General features: G+C 63.0%; 20 protein-coding genes. 9 read left to right on the plus strand and 11 right to left on the minus strand.

Translation table 11 applies throughout. From position 1 onward, the window contains the following. The first annotated feature begins 111 nt into the window (after nt 1–111). Complete coding sequence (locus tag HU738_RS20835; RefSeq protein ID WP_176506444.1) at nt 112–660, plus strand: cysteine hydrolase family protein; 549 nt, start codon at nt 112–114, stop codon at nt 658–660. Between the two features lie 12 nt (nt 661–672). On the opposite strand, the gene HU738_RS20840 is transcribed toward HU738_RS20835, so the two are convergent. Next, nucleotides 673–1236: a helix-turn-helix domain-containing protein gene (locus tag HU738_RS20840; protein ID WP_186603705.1), complete on the minus strand. Its 564-nt coding sequence runs from the start codon at nt 1234–1236 to the stop codon at nt 673–675. A gap of 84 nt (nt 1237–1320) precedes the next feature. Here HU738_RS20840 and HU738_RS20845 point away from each other — a divergent pair, with 84 nt between their 5' ends. The 7 genes from HU738_RS20845 (at nt 1321) to HU738_RS20875 (ending at nt 8478) form a co-directional block, all read left to right on the plus strand. Then, nucleotides 1321–2271: a DMT family transporter gene (locus HU738_RS20845; protein WP_186603706.1), complete on the plus strand. Its 951-nt coding sequence runs from the start codon at nt 1321–1323 to the stop codon at nt 2269–2271. 149 nt (nt 2272–2420) lie between these two features. Continuing rightward, nucleotides 2421–5336 carry a monovalent cation/H+ antiporter subunit A gene (locus tag HU738_RS20850; RefSeq protein WP_186603707.1) on the plus strand — a complete coding sequence of 972 codons (2916 nt, stop codon included), beginning with the start codon at nt 2421–2423 and terminating at the stop codon, nt 5334–5336. Then, nucleotides 5336–5680 (plus strand): Na+/H+ antiporter subunit C, encoded by a 345-nt coding sequence (locus HU738_RS20855; protein ID WP_176506448.1) that lies wholly within the window; start codon nt 5336–5338, stop codon nt 5678–5680. Before HU738_RS20850 ends, HU738_RS20855 begins: the two co-directional genes overlap by 1 nt. Then, nucleotides 5677–7356 carry a monovalent cation/H+ antiporter subunit D gene (locus HU738_RS20860; protein ID WP_176506449.1) on the plus strand — a complete coding sequence of 560 codons (1680 nt, stop codon included), beginning with the start codon at nt 5677–5679 and terminating at the stop codon, nt 7354–7356. Before HU738_RS20855 ends, HU738_RS20860 begins: the two co-directional genes overlap by 4 nt. Next, nucleotides 7353–7841, plus strand: a complete 489-nt coding sequence (locus HU738_RS20865; RefSeq protein WP_186603708.1) for a Na+/H+ antiporter subunit E — start codon at nt 7353–7355, stop codon at nt 7839–7841. The genes HU738_RS20860 and HU738_RS20865 overlap by 4 nt, the downstream gene beginning before the upstream one ends. Next, nucleotides 7838–8116, plus strand: a complete 279-nt coding sequence (locus tag HU738_RS20870) for a K+/H+ antiporter subunit F (RefSeq protein ID WP_103446664.1) — start codon at nt 7838–7840, stop codon at nt 8114–8116. Before HU738_RS20865 ends, HU738_RS20870 begins: the two co-directional genes overlap by 4 nt. After that, nucleotides 8113–8478: a Na+/H+ antiporter subunit G gene (locus HU738_RS20875; RefSeq protein WP_176506451.1), complete on the plus strand. Its 366-nt coding sequence runs from the start codon at nt 8113–8115 to the stop codon at nt 8476–8478. Before HU738_RS20870 ends, HU738_RS20875 begins: the two co-directional genes overlap by 4 nt. A gap of 11 nt (nt 8479–8489) precedes the next feature. On the opposite strand, the gene HU738_RS20880 is transcribed toward HU738_RS20875, so the two are convergent. Both HU738_RS20880 and HU738_RS20885 read right to left on the minus strand, forming a co-directional pair. Further along, nucleotides 8490–8702 carry a hypothetical protein gene (locus HU738_RS20880; protein WP_186603709.1) on the minus strand — a complete coding sequence of 71 codons (213 nt, stop codon included), beginning with the start codon at nt 8700–8702 and terminating at the stop codon, nt 8490–8492. After that, nucleotides 8699–9169 (minus strand): hypothetical protein, encoded by a 471-nt coding sequence (locus HU738_RS20885; RefSeq protein WP_054884001.1) that lies wholly within the window; start codon nt 9167–9169, stop codon nt 8699–8701. Before HU738_RS20885 ends, HU738_RS20880 begins: the two co-directional genes overlap by 4 nt. A 206-nt stretch (nt 9170–9375) precedes the next feature. On the opposite strand from HU738_RS20885, the gene HU738_RS20890 reads away from it, so the two are divergent. Further along, nucleotides 9376–9675, plus strand: coding sequence for a hypothetical protein (locus tag HU738_RS20890; protein WP_186603758.1), 300 nt, complete (start codon nt 9376–9378; stop codon nt 9673–9675). A gap of 6 nt (nt 9676–9681) precedes the next feature. Here HU738_RS20890 and HU738_RS20895 read toward each other — a convergent pair whose 3' ends face one another. The 8 genes from HU738_RS20895 to HU738_RS26215 all read right to left on the minus strand — a co-directional run bounded on the left by HU738_RS20895 (nt 9682) and on the right by HU738_RS26215 (nt 20967). Next, on the minus strand, nt 9682–9876 hold the full coding sequence (locus HU738_RS20895; protein WP_176506453.1) for a hypothetical protein: 195 nt from the start codon (nt 9874–9876) through the stop codon (nt 9682–9684). Between the two features lie 185 nt (nt 9877–10061). Then, nucleotides 10062–10466, minus strand: a complete 405-nt coding sequence (locus HU738_RS20900) for a TraR/DksA family transcriptional regulator (protein ID WP_003259022.1) — start codon at nt 10464–10466, stop codon at nt 10062–10064. Nucleotides 10467–10754: 288 nt separating this feature from the next. Continuing rightward, the gene (locus HU738_RS20905) at nt 10755–11528 is read right to left on the minus strand and encodes an enoyl-CoA hydratase (RefSeq protein WP_186603710.1); all 774 of its coding nucleotides are present in this window, start codon (nt 11526–11528) and stop codon (nt 10755–10757) included. 13 nt (nt 11529–11541) lie between these two features. Next, complete coding sequence (locus tag HU738_RS20910) at nt 11542–12669, minus strand: acyl-CoA dehydrogenase (RefSeq protein ID WP_186603711.1); 1128 nt, start codon at nt 12667–12669, stop codon at nt 11542–11544. A gap of 8 nt (nt 12670–12677) precedes the next feature. Further along, entirely contained in the window at nt 12678–13871 is a 1194-nt protein-coding gene (locus HU738_RS20915) for an acetyl-CoA C-acyltransferase (protein ID WP_186603712.1), read from the minus strand. A gap of 11 nt (nt 13872–13882) precedes the next feature. After that, nucleotides 13883–14650, minus strand: coding sequence for an SDR family NAD(P)-dependent oxidoreductase (locus tag HU738_RS20920; RefSeq protein WP_176506458.1), 768 nt, complete (start codon nt 14648–14650; stop codon nt 13883–13885). Nucleotides 14651–14664: 14 nt separating this feature from the next. Continuing rightward, nucleotides 14665–16311 (minus strand): acyl-CoA synthetase, encoded by a 1647-nt coding sequence (locus HU738_RS20925; protein WP_186603713.1) that lies wholly within the window; start codon nt 16309–16311, stop codon nt 14665–14667. Between the two features lie 90 nt (nt 16312–16401). Next, on the minus strand, nt 16402–20967 hold the full coding sequence (locus HU738_RS26215; RefSeq protein WP_186603714.1) for an NEL-type E3 ubiquitin ligase domain-containing protein: 4566 nt from the start codon (nt 20965–20967) through the stop codon (nt 16402–16404). Nucleotides 20968–21016: the final 49 nt, after the last annotated feature.

Here is a 21016-nt window from a genome sequence, read left to right on the forward strand (position 1 = left end):
ATGCCGGGGCTGTCAGTTTTTGCCGTCATTGTGTCGATCGCGCCAATCCTCAAGTCGATGGCCACAGCCTATAACTATCGTCATCCAACGACTACTGCCACAGGAGGCAGCATGAGCAAGCAGGCCCTGATCATCATCGACATCCAGAACGACTATTTCCCAGGCGGCAAATGGGCCCTCGAGGGGGCCGACCAGGCAGCTGACAACGCCGCACGCCTGCTCGCTGCAGCACGCGCCAAGGGTGATCTGGTGGTGCATGTGAAGCATGAGTTCGAGAGCGCCGATGCGCCCTTCTTCGCGCCAGGCTCCGAGGGCGCAGCCATCCACGACAAGGTGGCCCCTGCAGCAGGCGAGCCGGTCGTGCTCAAGCACAAGGTCAACGCGTTCCTCGGTACCGATCTCAAGCAGACGCTGGACCGGCATCAGGTCAAGGCTGTGACCATCGTCGGCAGCATGAGCCACATGTGCATCGATGCCGCCTCCCGCGCCGCCGCCGACTTCGGCTTCGACGTCACCGTGGCCCACGATGCCTGCGCCACCTTGCCGCTGGAGTTCGAGGGCAAGCAGGTCCCGGCCGCCCATGTGCACGACTCGGCCATGGCGGCGTTGGCGTTCGCCTATGCCAAGGTGGTGAAGACCGACGAATTGCTCAACGGTTGACCTTCAAAGGCATCAGATCACCACATTACGCACAAAGCGCACGGGCACTGTCCCATCATTGCGATAGGCATAGCGGCAGTTGCTGGGGAACACATGGAACTGCCCGACCTGCAGGCAGTGCTCGGCGCCCTCGATAATCAGCGTCAACTGGCCTTCGGCGACATAGATCTGCTCACTCCAGCCCTCGGCATCGGCTTCGCTGGTGTAGCACTCGCCAGGCGCGAGGGTCCATTCCCAGATTTCCACTTCGCGCCGGGCACTGCTGCTGGCCAGCAGCACGGCCTTGCTCTGCGGGTGCTTGCCCGTCCAGGCGAGTTCGTCGATGCGGCTGGGGTCGCGCTGACCGGGAGCCTGGATCAGGGTGCTGAAGGCGACACCCAGGGCTTCGGCAATCAGGTCGAGTGTCGTCAGGCTCACATTCTTCTCGCCCGCCTCGATCGCCACGAGCATTCGCCGGCTCACCCCGGAGCGTTCGGCCAGGGAGCTCTGGCTCAGCCCGGTCGCATTGCGCAGGCTGCGGACATTAAGGCTGACATGCTGCAGCACCGAGGCACGGTGCGTGGAATCTTTGTGCACTATATTGCTCACCTGTACGAATTTGCGCAGTATACTGCCCACTTTGCGGCGATTGTGCGCCGCTCCCTCCGAGTGCGCAAGACCATGAGCCGACCGACCAGCAGCCCACAAACCGCAGTCTCTTTTCGCCTGAGCAAGGCCGAAATGGTGCTGGTGTTCATCACCATGCTGTGGGGCGGTACCTTCCTGCTGGTGCACAACGTCATGACCGTGAGCGGCCCGATGTTCTTCGTCGGCCTGCGCTTCGCCGCAGCGGCGCTGTTCGTCGGCCTGGCATCGGCGCGTGCATTGTCCGGCCTGACCTTCACCGAATTGAAAGCCGGCGTGCTGATCGGCGTCTCCATCATGCTGGGCTACGGCCTGCAGACCATGGGCTTGCAAACCATCAGCAGCAGCCAGTCGGCCTTCATCACGGCGCTTTATGTGCCGTTCGTGCCATTGCTCCAATGGCTGGTGCTGGGCCGCCGTCCAGGGCTGATGCCGAGCATCGGCATCTGCCTGGCGTTCGTCGGCCTGATGCTGCTGGCCGGCCCGGAAGGCGGCGCGCTGCACTTCAGCGAAGGTGAAGTGGTGACCCTGGTGAGCGCCGTGGCCATCGCCGCCGAGATCATCCTGATCAGCCGCTTCGCCGGCCAGGTCGATGTGCGCCGGGTCACCGTGGTGCAGTTGGCGACCGCTTCGCTGCTGGCGTTCTTGATGATCGTGCCGACCCAGGAGCGTCTGCCCGACTTTTCCTGGTTGCTGTTGCTCAGCGCGTTGGGCCTTGGCGCCATGAGCGCAGTGATCCAGGTGGCGATGAACTGGGCACAGAAGTCGGTTTCACCCACCCGCGCCACGCTGATCTACGCGGGCGAGCCGGTGTGGGCCGGCATCGTTGGGCGCATCGCTGGCGAGCGCTTGCCAGGCATCGCACTGATCGGTGGGTTGCTGATCGTCATTGCCGTGGTGGTGAGCGAATTGAAGATCCGGCGCAGCCGCGAAAGCAGCGATACCCTCGAGGCGCCAGCCCCGCGCGAGACTGAAGCCGGCCTGTGAAGCGCCCGGCAGCGTCTATGCTGTGTAAAAAACTGTTATAAAAAAACAGCTTGTCACAGCGCTTTTGTAGGATTCTGCGACAGCTTGCGTGTTGGTGATCAACGGCCCGGCACGTATGATCCTTGCAAACCTTTCCAGAATAGAACGCTATGTCATTGATAGTGCTACTGCTTCTGCCGTTCCTGGGCAGTTGCCTGGCAGCTGCGCTGCCGCACAACGCACGTAACGCCGAGTCCATCCTGGCTGGGCTCGTGGCCCTGGTCGGCACCGTCCAGGTAGCACTGCTGTACCCTCAGGTTGTCGATGGCGGGGTTATCCGCGAAGAACTGCTGTGGCTGCCCAGCCTGGGCCTGAACCTGGTCCTGCGCATGGACGGTTTCGCCTGGCTGTTCTCACTGCTGGTACTGGGTATCGGCGCGCTGGTGTCGCTGTATGCCCGGTACTACATGTCGCCGCAAGATCCGGTGCCGCGCTTCTTCGCCTTCTTCCTGGCATTCATGGGGGCCATGCTCGGCCTGGTGATCTCCGGCAACCTGATCCAGCTGGTGTTCTTCTGGGAACTGACCAGTCTGTTCTCGTTCCTGCTGATCGGTTACTGGCATCACCGCGCCGACGCCCGCCGCGGCGCCTACATGGCCTTGATGGTCACCGGGGCCGGTGGCCTGTGCCTGCTGGTCGGGGCCCTGCTGCTTGGCCATGTGGTCGGCAGCTACGACCTGGACAAGGTCCTGGCTGCCGGCGAAACCATCCGCCAGCACGCCCTGTACCCGGTGTTGCTGCCCCTTGTCCTGATCGGCGCATTGAGCAAGAGTGCGCAATTCCCCTTCCAGTTCTGGCTGCCCCATGCCATGGCAGCACCCACTCCGGTTTCCGCCTACCTGCACTCGGCGACCATGGTCAAGGCCGGCGTGTTCCTGCTGGCACGCCTCTGGCCAGTGCTGTCGGGCACCGAAGAATGGTTCTGGATAGTGGGCGGCGCGGGTGCCATTTCCCTGTTGCTCGGCGCATTTGCCGCGATGTTCCAGAACGACCTCAAGGGCCTGCTGGCCTATTCGACCATCAGCCACCTGGGCCTGATCACCCTGCTGCTGGGCCTCAACAGCCCGCTGGCAGCGGTCGCCGCCGTGTTCCACATTCTCAACCACGCCACCTTCAAGGCCTCGTTGTTCATGGCCGCCGGCATCATCGACCATGAAAGCGGCACCCGTGACATCCGCCGCCTGAGCGGCCTGGTCCGCCTGGTGCCCTATACCGCGACCCTGGCCATGGTGGCCAGCGCCTCGATGGCCGGCGTACCGCTGATGAACGGCTTCCTGTCCAAGGAAATGTTCTTCGCCGAAACCGTGTTCATCAGTTCCACCGCCTGGGTCGAAGCGATCCTGCCGGTGATCGCCACCCTCGCCGGGACCTTCAGCGTCGCCTATGCCCTGCGCTTCACTGTCGATGTATTTTTCGGGCCTACGGCAGAGGACCTGCCACACACGCCGCACGAACCACCTCGCTGGATGCGCGCACCGGTCGAACTGCTGGTACTCACCTGCCTGGTAGTGGGCATCTTCCCGGCCCGGTCGGTCGGCCCGCTGCTGGCCGCCGCTGCACTGCCGGTGGTGGGTGGCACGCTGCCGGAATACAGCCTGGCCATCTGGCACGGCTGGAATGCCCCGCTGATCATGAGCCTGATGGCCATGTGCGGCGGTATCGTGCTCTACCTGCTGTTGCGCAACCAGCTGCGTCTCGGGCGCTTCCCCTATCCACCGCTGATCGAGCGCTTCAATGGCAAGCGCCTGTTCGAACACGGACAGGTCCGGCTGATGCTGCTGGCGCGGCGTATCGAGCGGTTGCTGACCAGCCGCCGCCTGCAGTCGCAACTGTTCATGCTGGTACTGGCCGCCTTCATCGCCGGCCTCTCGCCGCTGCTGTACAGCGGCCTGAGCTGGGGTGACCGGCCGAAGATCCCGGGCTCCGGGGTGTTCGTCGCGCTGTGGCTGATCGCTATCGCCTGTGCCATCGGGGCTGCCTATCAGGCCAAGTACCATCGCCTGGCCGCGCTGATCATGGTCGGCGTCTGCGGCCTGATGACCTGCATCACCTTCGTCTGGTTCTCCGCCCCTGACCTGGCCCTGACCCAACTCGTGGTCGAAGTGGTCACCACGGTGCTGATCCTGCTTGGCCTGCGCTGGTTGCCACGGCGGATCGAAGGTGTGTCGCCGCTACCTGGCAGCCTCGACCGTGCCCGTGTTCGCCGCCTGCGCGACCTGCTGCTGGCGATACTGGTCGGCGGCGGCATGGCCGTGCTGTCCTACTCCATGCTGACCCGGCCGACACCCAACGACATCTCTTCGTTCTACCTCAGCCGCGCCCTGCCACAAGGCGGTGGCACCAATGTGGTCAACGTGATGCTGGTGGATTTCCGCGGCTTCGACACCCTCGGCGAGATCACCGTGCTGGTGGCCGTGGCGCTGACGGTGTTCGCCCTGCTGCGGCGCTTCCGCCCGCCGAAAGAGAGCATGCAGTTACCCGCGCAGCAGCGTCAGCTGGCGCCAGACGTGGTCACCGACCTGATCAACCCGCGGCATGCCACCGACACCGCTCTGGGCTTCATGATGGTGCCGGCGGTGCTGGTGCGCCTGCTGCTGCCGATCGCCCTGCTGGTATCGATGTACCTGTTCATGCGTGGCCATAACCAGCCGGGCGGCGGTTTCGTCGCTGGCCTGGTAATGTCGGTGGCGTTCATCCTTCAGTACATGGTGGCCGGCACCCAGTGGGTCGAGGCGCAAATGAGCCTGCGGCCGCTGCGCTGGATGGGCACCGGGCTACTCTGTGCAACCCTGACCGGGGCTGGCGCCATGCTGCTCGGCTATCCGTTCCTCACCACCCATACCGCCCACCTGCACCTGCCCCTGCTCGGCGATGTGCACGTGGCCAGCGCGCTGTTCTTCGACATCGGCGTGTTCACCGTGGTGGTCGGCTCGACCCTGCTGATCCTCACCGCCCTCGCGCACCAGTCGGTGCGCGCCTACCGCCCGGGCAGCCCGTCGAAATCCAGCCAAGCAGGAGCCGCCTGATGGAAGAAGTCATCGCAGTCGCCATCGGTGTACTGGCCGCCTCGGGGGTGTGGTTGATCCTGCGCCCTCGGACCTACCAGGTGATCATGGGCCTGTGCCTGCTGTCGTATGGGGTCAACCTGTTCATCTTCAGCATGGGCAGCCTGTTCATCGGCAAGGAGCCGATCATCAAGCAAGGCGTGACTCAGGACCTGCTGCACTACACCGATCCGCTGCCACAGGCGCTGGTGCTCACCGCCATTGTCATCAGCTTTGCCATGACCGCACTGTTCCTGGTAGTGCTGCTGGCATCGCGTGGCCTGACCGGCACCGACCATGTGGATGGCCGGGAGCGTGACGAATGAGTGGCATGAGTCAATTGATCGTCGCCCCCATCCTGCTACCGCTGCTGACTGCCGCAGTGATGCTGCTGCTTGGCGAAAAGCATCGGCGGATCAAGGCGCGCCTGAACCTGCTGTCGACCTTCACCGGCCTGGCCATCGCCGTGAGCCTGCTGCTATGGGTACGCACCCAGGGGCAGGCCGAATCGATCGGCGTCTACCTCCCAGGCAACTGGCCCGCGCCCTTTGGCATCGTGCTGGTGGTGGACCATCTTTCCGCACTGCTGCTGACCCTGACGGGTGTCATCGGCATCAGCGCCCTGCTGTTCGCCCGCGCCCGCTGGGATGGCGCCGGCGCCAGCTTCCACGCGTTGTTCCAGATTCAGCTGATGGGCCTGTATGGCGCCTTCCTCACCGCCGACCTGTTCAATCTGTTCGTGTTCTTCGAAGTCTTGCTGGCCGCCTCCTACGGCCTGCTACTGCATGGCTCGGGCCGTGCTCGGGTGCGTGCCGGGCTGCACTACATCGCCATAAACCTGTTCGCCTCATCGCTGTTCCTGGTCGGGGCAGCGATGCTGTATGGCGTCACCGGCACCCTCAACATGGCCGACCTCGCCCTGAAGATCCCTCTGGTGCCGGAAGCCGACCGTGGCCTGCTGCATGCAGGTGCAGCGATCCTGGCCATGGCCTTCCTGGCCAAGGCCGGCATCTGGCCGCTGAATTTCTGGCTGGTGCCCGCCTACGCCTCGGCCAGTGCGCCAGTCGCGGCGCTGTTTGCGATCATGACCAAGGTCGGCCTGTACGCCGTACTGCGCCTGTGGACCCTGCTGTTCTCCGGGCAGGCAGGGGCCTCGGCGCACTTTGGCGGGCAATGGCTGATCTACGGCGGCCTGGCGACCCTCGCCGTGGCAGCGGTGTCGATACTGGCCGCACAGCGCCTGGAGCGCATGGCCGCACTGAGCATCCTGGTTTCCGCCGGCACCTTGCTCGGCGCGGTCGGTTTCGCCCAGCCGGCGCTTACGGGCGCTGCGCTGTTCTACCTGGTCAACTCGACCCTGGCGCTGTGCGCGCTGTTCCTGCTGGCCGAACTGGTCGAGCGCTCGCGCTCGGCCAACGAAGCGCCACTGGATGAAGAAGAAGACGCCATGCCTTCACCGCTCGAGTCGCTGCACCCACCCAAGGGCATCAACCTCGACGACGAGCAGAAAGTGGTCATCGGCCAGATCATTCCCTGGACCATGGCGTTCCTTGGCCTGAGCTTCATCGCCTGCGCCCTGCTGATCATCGGCATGCCGCCGCTATCCGGGTTCGTTGGCAAGCTCAACCTGATCAGCGCGCTGTTCAATCCACAAGGCCTGGGCATGCCCGCCGAACAACCGCTATCGGTGGCAGGCTGGGTGCTGGTGGCCTTGCTCATTGTCTCGGGCATGGCCTCGCTGATCGCCTTTGGCCGGGTCGGCATCCAGCGTTTCTGGAAGCCCGAAGAGCGCCCATCGCCCGTACTGCGCGGCTACGAGTGCCTGCCGATCGTGATCCTGCTCGGCCTGTGCATCATCCTCAGTTTCAGGGCCGAACCGCTGCTGCGCTATACCCAGGACACGGCGGCCAGCCTCCAGGCACCGGAAGCCTACATCGAAGCGGTGATGGCGGCCCGGCCCATTCCCGGCCCGACCACACTCGACGTACAGGTGCAGCCATGAGCCGACTGTTCCCCGCACCTCTGCTGTCCATGGCCTTGTTCGTGCTGTGGCTGCTGTTGAACCTGTCGGTCAGTCCCGGCAACCTGTTGCTGGGCGCAGCGCTTGGCGTGCTGGCCCCGCTGCTGATGGCACCGTTGCGCCCGCAGTACGCGCATGTGCGCAAACCCTGGGTGGTGGCAAGGCTGATTGGCCGGGTCGGCATTGATGTCATCCAATCCAACCTGCTGGTGGCCATCGGCGTGCTGCGCGCCGGGCAACGCCCACCTCGCTCGGCATTCGTGCACATCCCACTGGACCTGCGCGACGCCCACGGCCTCGCGGCACTGTCGATGATCACCACGGTGGTACCCGGCACCGTATGGTCGGAGCTGGCCCTGGACCGCAGCGTACTGCTGCTGCATGTGTTCGACCTCGACGACGAAGCCGCCTTCATCGAGCACTTCAAGCTCACCTACGAACGCCCGCTGATGGAGATTTTCGAATGACAGGCCTGCTCGCCAACGCAGTCCTCGCCAGCCTGTTCATCTTCGCCCTGGCCATGGGCCTGGCGTTGATCCGGCTGTTCCGCGGCCCCTCTGCACAGGACCGGGTGCTGGCACTGGACTACCTGTACATCCTGGGGATGCTGACGATGCTGGTATTGGGGATCCGCTATGCCAGCGACACCTATTTCGAAGGTGCACTGCTGATTGCCCTGTTCGGCTTTGTCGGGTCGTTCGCCTTGGCCAAGTTCCTGTTGCGCGGTGAGGTGATCGAATGACCGAAACCCTTGAACTGCCGTTCTGGCTGGAGCTGGTGACTGCAGTCCTGCTGCTGATCGGCAGCCTCTTCGCGCTGATCGGCGCCATTGGCCTGCTGCGCCTGAAAGACTACTTCCAGCGCATGCACCCACCGGCCCTGGCATCGACCATCGGCGCCTGGTGCGTGGCCCTGGCATCGATCATCTACTTTTCCTGGCTAAAGGACAGCCCGGTGCTGCACGCCTGGCTGATTCCGATCCTGCTGTCGATCACCGTGCCGGTCACTACCCTGTTGCTGGCCAGGGCGGCGCTGTTCCGCAAACGCATGGCGAACGAAGCCGTACCGGAAGAAGTCAGCAGCGGCCGGGATCGCGGCAACTGAAGCGGCTGTGCTCAGCCTTGGGTCAGGCGCTGCAACTCGCGACGTACCATGGCGGCATACGGCGGAGGGCTCAGCTGATACAACTGGGCCGCCACCCAGGTCAGCCAGCCCAAGCCCATCGCCTCTCGTTGCGCCAGCAGGCGCCGGGCCTCGGCCATGGCTTGCGCCTGGTATTGCCGATGAAACTCGGCACGGGTTCCTGGCGCTTCGTCACCTTCGTTCATTCACTGGCCTTGAAGGTGGTCAGCTCGCCTTTGCGCCACTTCGCGACCTTGCCGGTCACCGCCTTGAGCAGTTTGCCCAGGCCTTCCTGAACCTGTTGTTGCGCGGCGAACACCAGCATCACACCGTGGCCCTCGCGGAATACGATGCCCTCACCTTCCGGCACCGAAACAAATGCGTAGTCGCCTACACCGTAGACATTCAGCTTGATGTCGCGAAAGCGCATTTCCAGTTTGCCGCCTTCGCGGCTAGGCAACACTGCGGCACGGAAGTGATCGCCGACCTTCAGTTCCAGGCGTTGCTTGTCATCGACTACCAAGGCGCTCTCGGTATCGATCTCGGCCATGTAAAGGCCTTCGGGGTTCTGTTCGGTGACATAGATGAAACGGCCCTGAAACAGCTTGGCCAATTTGCCGCGCAAATCGCCCAGGGCAAACAAGGCGTGGGTATCCAGTGTACTGACTGCCAATGAAGTAATCCTCAAACCGGTGACATCCGCCCTCACTCGGAGTCGGTGAGGCGCGGCCATTTCAATTCGATAGGCGAAAAGAATAATAAAGTGATGCGCGAAACGTCTGTGCCTGCTGGCGATGTAGCTCGCAGGAAACTTTACTCTGGCTTGCCAGACGTGGCCTCAAAACAGGCTTTCGGCATATTCCCTGTCAGGGAAGCGTAATGTCTGACAACAAACCCGCCAGAAAAGATGCAATAGATAACTGCAAGCCCCTTGGCACGATGGGCTCAGCTATCCAATCAACGCATTACCGGGGAATGAATATGCACGAAAACACCGAAATCCGTCGAGAGGTAAAGAGCATTTCTTACCACGCATACGTCAGCAGCAGGCCACGCTACGTCGTCATACCCGCAGGTATCGAATTCTTCCACGTGACCGAAAGTGCCACTGGCAGGGTCAAGGGTTTTCGCCGCCTGCACCGCGATGCCTGCGCACTGGCCCGCAGCCTGGAAGCCTGAATGACCTCAAGCGGCGTGGCCATCCTGCAGGATCTGCAACCAGGCGGCTTGGCATTCCATGGCCTCGCGACGGGTGGCGAACGCCGTACCACGGCGCTCGCCATTGACCAAAACCACCCAGCACACCCGCTTGCCCAGCGCCTGCAAGCCTGCTGGCACACCTGAACCGATCATCACGGCGACATCGACTCGGCTGTTCATCATTCCCTCCGGCACTTTGATAGCACCCTAACGATGGGGTCATGATACGCCCGCCGACTGCCCTGAAACAGCACATCCCGGTACAGCAGTGTTACGTTCCGAGCAACAAAACCTGCCAGCGCCTTCGACGCAAAAACGCAAAAAGCCCCAGGGATTACTCCATGGGGCTGGCGCAAGCCGGCCGGTCAGACCTGACGCTGGTGGCGGTCGAGTTGCTCGTGGCGCTCCTGGGCTTCGATGCAATATTTGGTGGTCGGGCTGATGAGCAGGCGCTTCAGGCCAATCGGCTCACCGCTATCATCACACCAGCCAAAGCTTTCGTCGGCGATGCGGTCCAGCGCCATTTCCAGCTGCGGCAGCAAGCGCTGATCGCGGTCGATGGCATTCACCAGCCAGCTGCGCTCTTCCTCGACCGATGCCACGTCGGCAGGGTCCGACGGGGTGTCCAGGCCTTCGATGGTGGCACGGCTCAGCTCGATGCGCTCATGGGTTTCGACTTTCATCGCCTGCAGCAGGCCAGCAAAGAAAGCCAGCTGGTCAGCGTTCATGTAGTCATCGGCCGACATGGCCAGCAACTGTTCCTTGGTCATCGAATTCTCTATGAAAAAATGTGCATTTGGGCGATTCGGGTGCCGCCGACGCCTTCGCATCGGCAGCGGAATTCTTCAAGCGCCAACCGGCACTCTTTTACAGGGGGCGGCAGTCTAAGGCGCCAAGCCGTCATGAGCAACAGCAATCAGGGGAGAAATTGCCCGAAATGGCTTGGAATCCGCCCGCTGGCACCCTTGCCCGCCATAAATGCGAACGCGCCACGGTATCCCGAGGGATGCCGTGGCGACATTTAACTCAACCTTGCAGCAGGACGTGCCCTGCCCCTGTCAACGGTCTTTGAACTGTGCCTCGCGTTTGGCGATGAAAGCCGCCATCCCTTCCTTCTGGTCCTCGGTGGCAAACGCAGCATGGAACACTCGGCGTTCGAAGCGCACGCCTTCGCTGAGGGTGACCTCGAACGCTCGGTTGACGCTTTCCTTGACCATCATGCTGACCGGCACCGACTTGCTGGCGATGATCGCTGCTACCTTCAATGCCTCTTCCACCAGCTCGGCCTGCGGCACGATACGCGCCACCAAGCCGGCACGCTCGGCTTCCTCAGCCCCCATCAGGCGGCCGGTCAGGCACAGTTCCATGGCCTTGGCCTTGCCCACGGCCCGCGTCAGGCGCTGGGTGCCACCCATGCCTGGCAGCACGCCGAGGTTGATTTCCGGCTGGCCGAACTTGGCGTTGTCGGCTGCCAGGATGAAGTCACACATCATCGCCAGCTCACAGCCACCGCCCAGGGCAAAACCGGACACGGCAGCGATGATCGGCTTGCGTCGGTTGGCGATGCGGTCCGAATCGCTGAACAGGTCCTCGACGTAGATCTGCGGATACTGCAGCTCGGCCATTTCCTTGATGTCGGCGCCAGCGGCAAAGGCCTTGGCGGAACCTGTCAGCACCACGCAGCCGATGTTTGGGTCGCGCTCGAGCTGGTCCAAGGCCTGGTTGATCTCGCTGACGATCTGCGCGTTGAGTGCGTTCAGCGCCTGCGGGCGGTTGAGGGTGATCAGGCCGACCTTGCCGTGGATGTCCAACAGGATGGTTTCGAATGCCATGCAGTCTGCTCCTTCAAAGATTGCGCGCAATGACCATGCGCTGAATGTCGCTGGTGCCTTCGTAGATCTGGCAGACCCGAACGTCGCGGTAGATCCGCTCCAGCGGGAAGTCACTCAGATAGCCATATCCGCCCAGGGTCTGCAAGGCATCCGAACAGACCTTTTCGGCCATTTCCGAGGCAAAAAGCTTGGCCATCGACGCTTCCACCAGCGCCGGGCGCCCGGCATCGCGCAGTGCGGCGGCATGCAGCACCATCTGCCGGGCCACGGCAATCCTGGTCGCCATGTCGGCCAGGCGGAAGGCCACCGCCTGGTGTTCGATCAGCGGTTTACCGAAGCTCTGACGCTCATGGGCGTAGTCGCGTGCCACTTCGAAGGCCGCACGGGCCATGCCCACTGCCTGCGAAGCGATACCGATCCGGCCACCTTCGAGGTTGGCCAGCGCGATCTTGTAGCCCTCGCCTTCCGCGCCCAGGCGGTTGGCCACCGGCACGCGCACATTGTCGAAGACGATCTGGCAGGTGTCGGAGGCGTGCTGGCCGAGCTTGTCTTCGACCCTCGCCACCTGGTAGCCCGCCGAATCGGTAGGCACGATGAAGGCACTGATGCCGCGCTTGCCGGCATCCGGGTCGGTCACGGCGAAGACGATCACGACACCGGCATTCTGCCCAGAGGTAATGAACTGCTTGCTGCCATTGAGCACATAGTGCTCCCCCTCAAGCCTTGCCCGGGCCTTCAGGCTGCTGGCGTCGGAACCGGCTTGCGGTTCGGTCAGGGCGAATGCGCCGAGCATCGAGCCCATGGCCAGGGGCCTGAGGAACTGCTCCTTCTGCTGTTCGTTGCCAAAGCGCAGGATCGGCACGCAACCTACCGAGTTGTGCACGCTCATGATGGTCGAGCAGGCGCCATCACCCGCAGCGATTTCTTCCAGTGCCATGGCATACGCCACGTAACCGGTGTCACTGCCGCCCCACTGCTCCGGCACCAGCATGCCGAACAGACCGAGCCCGGCCATTTCCTCGATGGCCTCTTTCGGGAACCGGTGTTCCTTGTCCCATTGCTCGGCGAACGGCTTGAGGCGCTCCTGGGCAAAGGCGCGTACCGCATCGGCGATCTGTTGTTGCTCGTCAGTTACCAGCATGGTTCACCTCAGTACAGGCATTCAATGGCCATGGCCGTGGCCTCACCACCGCCGATGCAGATGGCCGCCACGCCACGGCGCAGGTTGTTCTGGCGCAAGGCCGACAGCAGGGTCACCAGGATGCGCGCACCCGAAGCACCGATCGGGTGGCCCAGGGCGCAGGCGCCGCCGTGGATGTTGACCTTGTCGTGCGCCAGGTCGAGGTGCTTCATGGCCGCCAGGGTAACCACGGCAAATGCTTCGTTGATCTCGAACAGGTCGACATCAGCAAGGTTCCAGCCCGTGCGTTTCATCAGCTTGTCGATGGCACCGATCGGCGCCGTCGGGAACAGCGCGGGAGTATCGGCGAAGGCAGCATGGCCGTGGATCACCGCCAGCGGCTTGAGGCCCCGCTTTTCAGCCTCGGAGCGGCGCATCAACACCAGGGCTGCGGCACCGTCGGAGATGGAACTGGAGTTGGCGGCCGTCACCGTGCCGCCTTCGCGGAAGGCCGGCTTGAGCTGCGGGATCTTGTCCAGACGCGCCTTGGGCGGCTGCTCATCGTCCTTGATGACGCGCGTCTCCTTGCCCTCGGTGACCTCCACCGGCACGATCTCGGCGGCGAAACGGCCGCGCTTGATCGCGTCCTGGGCGCGGGTCAGCGAGGCGATGGCGAACTGGTCCTGCGCTTCGCGACTGAAGGCGTTGGCCTGGGCACAATCTTCGGCGAAGGTACCCATCAGACGCCCCTTGTCGTAAGCGTCCTCCAGGCCATCCATGAACATATGGTCGATGATCTTGCCGTGGCCCATGCGGTAGCCGCCACGGGCCTTGTCCAGCAGGTAAGGCGCGTTGGTCATGCTTTCCATGCCGCCGGCCACTACCACGTCGGCAGTACCTGCCAGCAGCAGGTCATGGGCCATGATCGCCGCCTGCATGCCCGAGCCGCACATCTTGTTCAGGGTGGTGCAGGTGGTGTGCTTGTCCAGCCCGGCACCCAGTGCCGCCTGGCGGGCCGGGGCCTGGCCGAGGCCTGCGGGCAACACGCAGCCGAACAGCACCTGCTCGACACTGGCGGCATCGATCCCGGCACGCTCGACGGCACCACGGATCGCGGCGCTGCCCAGTTGTGGCGCGGTCAGGCTCTTGAGGTCGCCCTGCAGGCCGCCCATGGGCGTGCGCACAGCGCTGACGATAACGATCGGGTCATTGGCGAAGGTCATGATCGGTCTCCTTACTTGGCAGCCATGCGCAGTGCGCCGTCGAGGCGGATCACCTCGCCGTTGAGCATGCTGTTCTCGATAATGTGGCGGGCCAGAGCGGCGTATTCCTGCGGGCGGCCCAGGCGCGGCGGGAACGGTACGCCAGCCGACAGCGATGCACGCACTTCCTCGGTCATGCCGGCCATCATCGGCGTTTCGAAAATGCCTGGGGCAATGGTCATCACGCGAATACCGAACCGCGCCAGTTCGCGCGCGGCTGGCAAGGTCAGGCTGGCAATCGCGCCCTTGGATGCCGCGTAGGCGGCCTGGCCAATCTGGCCGTCATAGGCGGCGATGGACGCGGTATTGATGATGACCCCACGCTCCCCGCCCTCATCGGCCGGCCCTTCAGCCATGGCTGCCGCTGCCAGACGCAACAGGTTGAAGCTGCCGACCAGATTCACGTTGATGACCTTGGCGAAGCTGGCCAGACCGTGCGGACCTTGCTTGCCCAACACTTTCTCGGCGCCGACGATGCCGGCGCAGTTGACCAGCCCGTGAAGGCTGCCGAAGGCCGTAACAGCCGCATCGACCGCCGCCTGGGCGGCCTGCTCGTCGCTGATGTCGGCCACCGCGAAGCGGGCGTTGTCACCCAGTTCGCGGGCCTTGGCCTCGACGGCCTGGGCATTGAGATCGACCAGCATGACCTTGGCGCCGGCCTCGATCAGCATCTGCGCGGTGGCAGCGCCCAGCCCGGAGGCAGCGCCGCTGACGATGAAGTGTTTGTTGGCTATCTGCATGATCTGCTTCCTTTTCAGGCGCTGACAGGGGTGGCCTGTTGCGCTTGTTGTTTGGCGACTTCCTGATTGCGCAGGATGAAGCGTTGCAGCTTGCCGCTCGGGGTCTTGGGCAGCTCGCTGACGAATTCGATTTCTCGGGGGTAGGCATGCGCGTAGAGGCGCTGGCGTACGTGCTGACGCAGGGCTTCCTCCAGATCGGCGCTGCCCTGGTATCCGTCGGCCAGTACGACGAAGGCCTTGATCAGCTCGGTGCGCTCGGGGTCCGGCTTGCCGACAACTGCCGCTTCGATCACCGCCGGGTGCTCGATCAACGCGCTTTCCACATCGAATGGCCCTACGCGGTAACCGGACGTGGTGATCACGTCATCGCTGCGGCCAACGAAGCTGATACTGCCGTCCTGGTTCAGTTCGACGGTGTCGCCACTGAGGTAGTACTTGCCGACGAAGGCCTTGGTCGGCGCGCCAAGGTAGCCGCCAAACCAGCACAGCGGTGACTGCTCGCGGTCCACCGCCAGGATGCCCGGCTGGCCAGCCGGCAATTCGTTGCCCTGCTCACCCAGTACGACAATGCGATGACCGGGGATGGCGAAGCCGGCCGAACCCGGGTGCACCGGGTGTCGCAGGCCATGATGGTTGCACAGCACCATGCCCAGTTCGGTCTGGCCGTAATGGTCGTGGATGGTCACGCCCAGTTCGTCGGCGAACCAGCGGATCACTTCGGGGTTGAGTGGTTCGCCGGCGCTGCTGACGACCCGCAGACGGCCTTTGATCGGTGCCGAGAAGCCTTTGCCAGCGGCGATCAGCAAACGGTACGCCGTAGGTGAACCCGCGAGGTTGGTGATTCCCAGCTTGTCGATCACCCGCGCGCAGCTGTCGACGCTGAACGGGCCATCGTAGAAGGTGGTAGCGTGGCCCAACGCCAGCGGCCCGGTGACCGCGTAGTACAGGCCATAGGCCCAACCCGGATCGGCCAGGTTCCAGAAGTGATCATCGGGACGCAGGTCGATGGCGTCGCGCATGTACCCCTGGAACGCAACGATGGCGCGCAGCGGCACTTCCAGCGGCTTGGCGGGGCCTGTGGTACCGGAGGTGAACATGAGCAGGAAAGGGTCGTCGCCGCAGCGCATCACCGGCTCACACCCATCTGCCGCCGCATCCAGGCACTGCTGGAAATCCAGTTCGCCGTCGCGCGCCTTGACCGTGATGATCGTCGGGCAGCCGTGCACGTCGTCGAGCTTGGCGCGGTTCTGCGCGTCGGTGACGACAACGCGGGCGCCGGACTGCTCCAGGCGGTGCTCGATGGCCTTGGGACCGAAGGCGGTGAACAGCGGCTGGTACACCGCGCCCAGGCGCCAGGTGGCGAGAATCGTCACCAGCAATTCGGCGGTGCGTGGCATCAGGCCGGCCACCCGGTCACCCGGCTGCACACCCTGCGCCCTGAGTACATTGGCAAAGCGGGCGGCCTGAGTTTTAAGCTGGTCGAAACTGTAGCGGGCACTGTTGCCATCACGGTCTTCGCAGACCAACGCCAGCTTGCCGGCTCCGGCATGGCGGTCACAGCATTCGACACAAGCATTGAGGGCGGTGAGTTCGCCATGCAGCGCCGCAGCGGCGGCCTGGGCATGGTCGAACGCACGAACGGCCTCGACGTAATCGCGCATCGTCGGACTCCTGGTTTCTTGTTTTTGGAGTTGAACCATCGGTCCGACGATGTTCGCGCCGCCAAAGCACGGCGGCAATGGCCTAAGTCGTCAATCTGGATGACTGGTTTGGCCGGTTTCCAGCACTTGCGTGGTCAGCAGTATCCTCAGGCGCGACAGACGGGCAGCCCGATCGGCTGTCAACGCGTCCCATTGGTCCTTGTATTGCCCGTCGCTGAGCGTTTCCCGAGACTCATCCAGTTCAACCCCAAGCGTGTCGAATTCATCGGTCAAGGCCGCGAATTCGTCTGGATACTGGGACTGCAGCCAGGCGGTCCAGAATGCCTGCTCACTGAGGAAACGTGCCTTGGCTTCGACGGTTTCGGCGGCGTTTACATAGGCGAGCGCTTTGGCGAGCTGGTACGCGTTACCGCCACTGAGATTCGAAAACCTCATCGACGCCGGCTGGCCAGGGAGTTGCAGCTCCGCTGCGAGGTTGACGATGTAGTACAGCCTGGCTTCGATCTGATCCAGGTCGGGCGTTGCTTGCAGGCGTTGCTCGATATCCTCGTGAATGAAGGCCTCGAGCGTCTGCAGGCGAAACATGCCTGAACCAAGCTTCAGCAGCTCATCACGCTGACCTGGCGCCGCACGTTCAGCGTTCGCCACCAGCACCCGCAGTTGCAAGTCGGCGAAACGCTCGGCAACACTGTCTGCGCAGGTGACAGGATCGTCGGCAATCGAATGCAGCTCCTGCGCCAGCTGCGCATCAGCATCCATGGCATCGAGCACGCTCCATACCTGGCGGGTCAGCACCTCTCGGTAAGCCATGTTGCGGAAGTCGGCACTTTCCCGCAGATCGCTCAGAATGCGCAGAACACTGTCTTGTTGCTCAGCATCTGCGTGATCTGGAAACAAACGGTCCCAACGCGCTCCGCGCGCTTCAGCCTGCTCCCCCGTCACCCACAGTGCCCTGGCAGCGGGTACCAAGCCTTCCGCCACGTTCGGGCCATGCATCGGATGTGCCGGGCGCGCGTAAAGAAGCTCCAGGCGCCTACGCTGAATGGCATTGCGTTCCAGCTGGATGGACGCGCGAAATTCATACGGCATCTGCATGATCGCATCGGGAATGCCGCTCAGTACATTGGAATTCAGGTTGACGAGGCGAAGCTGGCTGCACAGCTGCAATCCTTCAGGCCATTCCAGCAGGCCACAATGCATCAGCTGCAGCCGCCGCAACGCAGGCACCCTGGCAAAGCGCAGCGCCATTGTGCGCAGTGGGTTGAAGCTCAAGTCCAGCGAGACGAGGTTGTGCAGTTCCCCCAGAATACGGGTCGCCGCATCATTCCACCGGATGCGGTTGTAGGACAGTTGCAGACGCCTTAGCTGACCCAGCTGGCGGATGCCTTCAGGTAACGCCTGAAGGGCGTTCCTCGAAAGATTCAGCCGTTGCAGCCCGGCGAAGCAGCTGAAGAACGATGCTGGCACCTCCTGCAGGGGTGTGTTGACCATCAACATTGAAGTCACGAAATGGAAGTCAAGCTCCCGGGTCAGTTCAGGCAATGTACTTACCTGGCAACCACTCAGATCGAGGATGCGCCCCTGCAAAGCCAGATGCTCCATGTCGATATCCAGTTGCCTGCGCCAGGCCGCTCGCAGCCGCTGTGACACCTGGCGGCGCGCAGCCAGCTCAGCCTCTGGTGCAGCAGAAACCCATTGGTCCAGGCGGCTGTCGAGCATTTGCAGGTTCTGCTCTTCGTAGACCAGTTGCTCGAAAGGGTCCTCGGTATCCAGCACTCTGTCCATGTGATCCTGGATCCGTTCAGGCGAGTCGCCGTGGTAAAGCGCGGCCAGTCGACGCCTCAGTTGCCGATATGCCCCGCTCTGGTTCGAAGTGCCACCCCCGAGCGGATAGCCGACACGGCCGTCGGGCAGACGTTGGCCAGGATTGAACCAGCCTTTGCTCTCAACCTGCCCCAGCACGGCCATGAGCCGCTGACGCTCGCCTGGCAGTTTGCTCAATACCCGTTGCCGCAAGGCATCGACAGGGTGCGCCTGGTCAAGCTCAAGACGATCGCGCTGCGAGGGTGTCAGCAGGTCATGGATGGCCTGGAAGAAATCGTCAGGCTCTGCCGGTTGCGCCTCCAGCTCCAGGCCACGGTGGTCATAAAGGTGAAACTGGCCGTCGAGATGCACCAGGATCTGCTGAGTCGCTTCAGGCGATTGCGGGTTGAGCACCGCCAGCAATCGCCCCGACGAAGAGCCCTTGCGCAGCTCCAGGCGCGTATTCAACGGCCAATGATCGACCTGCGCAAACAGGTTGAATGCCAGCTCACCCGCCCCGTCGACGTAGGCATTGCGCAACATCAGACCTTGCTGGGCTCGGTTGAGCCTGGCCAACTGCAGCAATGAGCGGGCTCTTTGCGACACGCTCAATGGCAACCGCCCCCGTATCTCGATCACCTCCCGTTCGGAGGCGCTAAGCGTAGTCACCAGATCGCTGACATAGTCATGTGGCAAACCGGAAAAGTCACGCCGGATCACCTGCGCAGCTTTATCGGTGGATGGCTCGATCTCGGTCAGATGCCTGAACAGCTCCGAACGCAGGTGGCTTGCGTTTTCCTCAAGCGCACCATGCAGACGCTCGCCGTCCATCCCCGCAAACTGCGGGCGCTGTCTGCACCACTCAAGCAGTTCCTGATCATCGAAAGGCGCCAAAACGGGAGGCTTGCCGAAGAAGCGCTCGATACGCTCGTCAGCCTCGAAACGGCGCAACGTATCACGCAAGTTGGCTGGCAGGGCACGGTTTTCCACCGCAATGCCACGCAACTCATCGACATCAGTGCAGGCCGCTTGCAGCACTCGCCGCGCTTGCAGAGGATCAAGTGGACGCTCCTGGGGCCACAGCCGATCGAGCAACTTTGCTTCATCGTTCCAGGCTTGCGGAAGCTCGCCACGCACTCGCCAGAAGCGCTCACCGTTACCTTCGACCACGGGGCCATAGGCGGTCGGGCGCAACGGATGACGGAGGCGCCAGGGCCCCTGCTCCTCAACCTGACAAACCTCGTAATAGTGCTCGTCAACACGCAACAGGCGCCGTGCCCCGCTGTGGTAGAGGCCATCATCCTCCAGCCTGGCTCCCTGCGCCGAGGTCCGGTAGGGCGTCAGGTCATCACTCCACAAACGCTGGGTGTGCGGCCCGACACCAACAGGTTCAAGGCCATCGACAAAAGCACTGCGTTCGAATGCGCTGGCGGCAGCGCCTGCTCCTGCCGCTACCGCCGTGGTGACTGCAGCCGCCGCCACCGTCTCGGCAACGTTCAGGACATGCTGCAACGCTTCGTGATCGTGCCCCTCTGCCCAATCCTCGACACCCTCGAACACTTCTGTGCACACATGCGTGACCAGGTGGGCGAGCAACAGCGCCCCAACCACAGGTATGAAGAACCCGGCCAGGCTGGCCAAGCCCCATCCCAGCGAAGACCAGGCTTCCAGACGTTCACGGCTGGCCTTGGCATCGGCATCGGCGGTAGGCACCAGAAGTAGCCTGGCATCGGCCTTGACGCGCTCGATCTGCTCGTCGACCCAACGTTTGAAAACTGGCTCGTGGTGCGTATCACCCTCCACTTCCAGGTCTGGTTCGTCATCCTTGAGCCGCAATTGCAATGTAGCGAAGAATGCCGCACGGTCCTCCAGGGCGATCAACTGAATGAAGGCTGCGAGCTGGTCATCGTGCTTGAGCGAACCGGCCATTTCCTTGACCCAGTCCAGCTTCGAGGCGAACCAGCGCAGCGGTTCTGGCTGGCCGGGCAAGTAGACGACAATGCCGTCGTCCTGGTCATCGACGCCGCGGAGCTGGACAAACAATGCTTCATGCACGCGGACGCCCAACATCGACATCAGCCCAGGATAGGCCGTGAGCACTGGCGCATCGCCTGGCCGAGCGGGCACGGCTGTGGCGGCAGGTGTGGTCTCGCCATTGGCTTGTGCAGAGCCGCTGACACTCGCAAGCAAGGCATCCCTGACATCAGCCTTGATGGCACCTTTGAGGAACGCCATCTGCACAGCCAGCTTGAAGCCCGCCAGCTTGTCTTCCATGAGCAGAGCAGCGTTTTTTTCAAAGATGCTGTCCTGCTGGGTCTGATAGCGGGCCCCCACATCCAGCCGGCGGCAGGTTGCGATAAAGGTCCCCACGTCGCCCGACAATACCGTGTTGCTACCCACAGCGACCAGGCCACTGCCATCCAGCGGCGTGGCATTTTCGGCAAAGTTCTGCATCAGACGCGCCAGCGCAGGCTGTGTTTTGTCTTCGGGCTCCAGACGAGGCACCGAGAAGCCTTCCAGCTTGTACACCTTGTCCTGCCACAACAACTGCTTCAACGGCTGATCGTCTGGCAGAAGATTGGCAAAGGCTTCAGAAAACGCAGTGTCTGCAAACGCATGGGGGGTCACGGCGGCGGCCGTCGCGGCACTCACCTGTTGCTGGGTGGTCTTGTGCTGGAGGTACAGCTTTCGCAACGTGCGGATATCTGCCACTGAGGCCGCCTTGATCCATTGCGGCGTCCGCTGATGGATGAAGGTATCGGTTATCTTCTGGCTGAGTGCAGATTCGCTGACAGGCGGATCTGCCGCGACTTCATGCGGGGCTTGAACGTTGGGAAATTTACGATTGAGCACGGGCGTCTCCTATGCGATGGAAGCGCACACTCTTTCATTGCCTGCCTGC

It is taken from the genome of Pseudomonas vlassakiae (assembly GCF_014269035.2).
GTDB lineage: Bacteria > Pseudomonadota > Gammaproteobacteria > Pseudomonadales > Pseudomonadaceae > Aquipseudomonas > Aquipseudomonas vlassakiae.

Excerpts from the sequence above, each read along its gene's own strand:
- HU738_RS20835 (WP_176506444.1), top strand. The coding sequence starts at position 112 with ATGAGCAAGCAGGCCCTGATCATCATCGACATCCAGAACGACTATTTC.
- HU738_RS20845 (WP_186603706.1), top strand. The coding sequence starts at position 1,321 with ATGAGCCGACCGACCAGCAGCCCACAAACCGCAGTCTCTTTTCGCCTG.
- HU738_RS20850 (WP_186603707.1), top strand. The coding sequence starts at position 2,421 with ATGTCATTGATAGTGCTACTGCTTCTGCCGTTCCTGGGCAGTTGCCTG.
- HU738_RS20855 (WP_176506448.1), top strand. The coding sequence starts at position 5,336 with ATGGAAGAAGTCATCGCAGTCGCCATCGGTGTACTGGCCGCCTCGGGG.
- HU738_RS20860 (WP_176506449.1), top strand. The coding sequence starts at position 5,677 with ATGAGTGGCATGAGTCAATTGATCGTCGCCCCCATCCTGCTACCGCTG.
- HU738_RS20865 (WP_186603708.1), top strand. The coding sequence starts at position 7,353 with ATGAGCCGACTGTTCCCCGCACCTCTGCTGTCCATGGCCTTGTTCGTG.
- HU738_RS20870 (WP_103446664.1), top strand. The coding sequence starts at position 7,838 with ATGACAGGCCTGCTCGCCAACGCAGTCCTCGCCAGCCTGTTCATCTTC.
- HU738_RS20875 (WP_176506451.1), top strand. The coding sequence starts at position 8,113 with ATGACCGAAACCCTTGAACTGCCGTTCTGGCTGGAGCTGGTGACTGCA.
- HU738_RS20880 (WP_186603709.1), bottom strand. The coding sequence starts at position 8,702 with ATGAACGAAGGTGACGAAGCGCCAGGAACCCGTGCCGAGTTTCATCGG.
- HU738_RS20890 (WP_186603758.1), top strand. The coding sequence starts at position 9,376 with ATGTCTGACAACAAACCCGCCAGAAAAGATGCAATAGATAACTGCAAG.
- HU738_RS20895 (WP_176506453.1), bottom strand. The coding sequence starts at position 9,876 with ATGAACAGCCGAGTCGATGTCGCCGTGATGATCGGTTCAGGTGTGCCA.
- HU738_RS20900 (WP_003259022.1), bottom strand. The coding sequence starts at position 10,466 with ATGACCAAGGAACAGTTGCTGGCCATGTCGGCCGATGACTACATGAAC.
- HU738_RS20905 (WP_186603710.1), bottom strand. The coding sequence starts at position 11,528 with ATGGCATTCGAAACCATCCTGTTGGACATCCACGGCAAGGTCGGCCTG.
- HU738_RS20910 (WP_186603711.1), bottom strand. The coding sequence starts at position 12,669 with ATGCTGGTAACTGACGAGCAACAACAGATCGCCGATGCGGTACGCGCC.
- HU738_RS20915 (WP_186603712.1), bottom strand. The coding sequence starts at position 13,871 with ATGACCTTCGCCAATGACCCGATCGTTATCGTCAGCGCTGTGCGCACG.
- HU738_RS20920 (WP_176506458.1), bottom strand. The coding sequence starts at position 14,650 with ATGCAGATAGCCAACAAACACTTCATCGTCAGCGGCGCTGCCTCCGGG.
- HU738_RS20925 (WP_186603713.1), bottom strand. The coding sequence starts at position 16,311 with ATGCGCGATTACGTCGAGGCCGTTCGTGCGTTCGACCATGCCCAGGCC.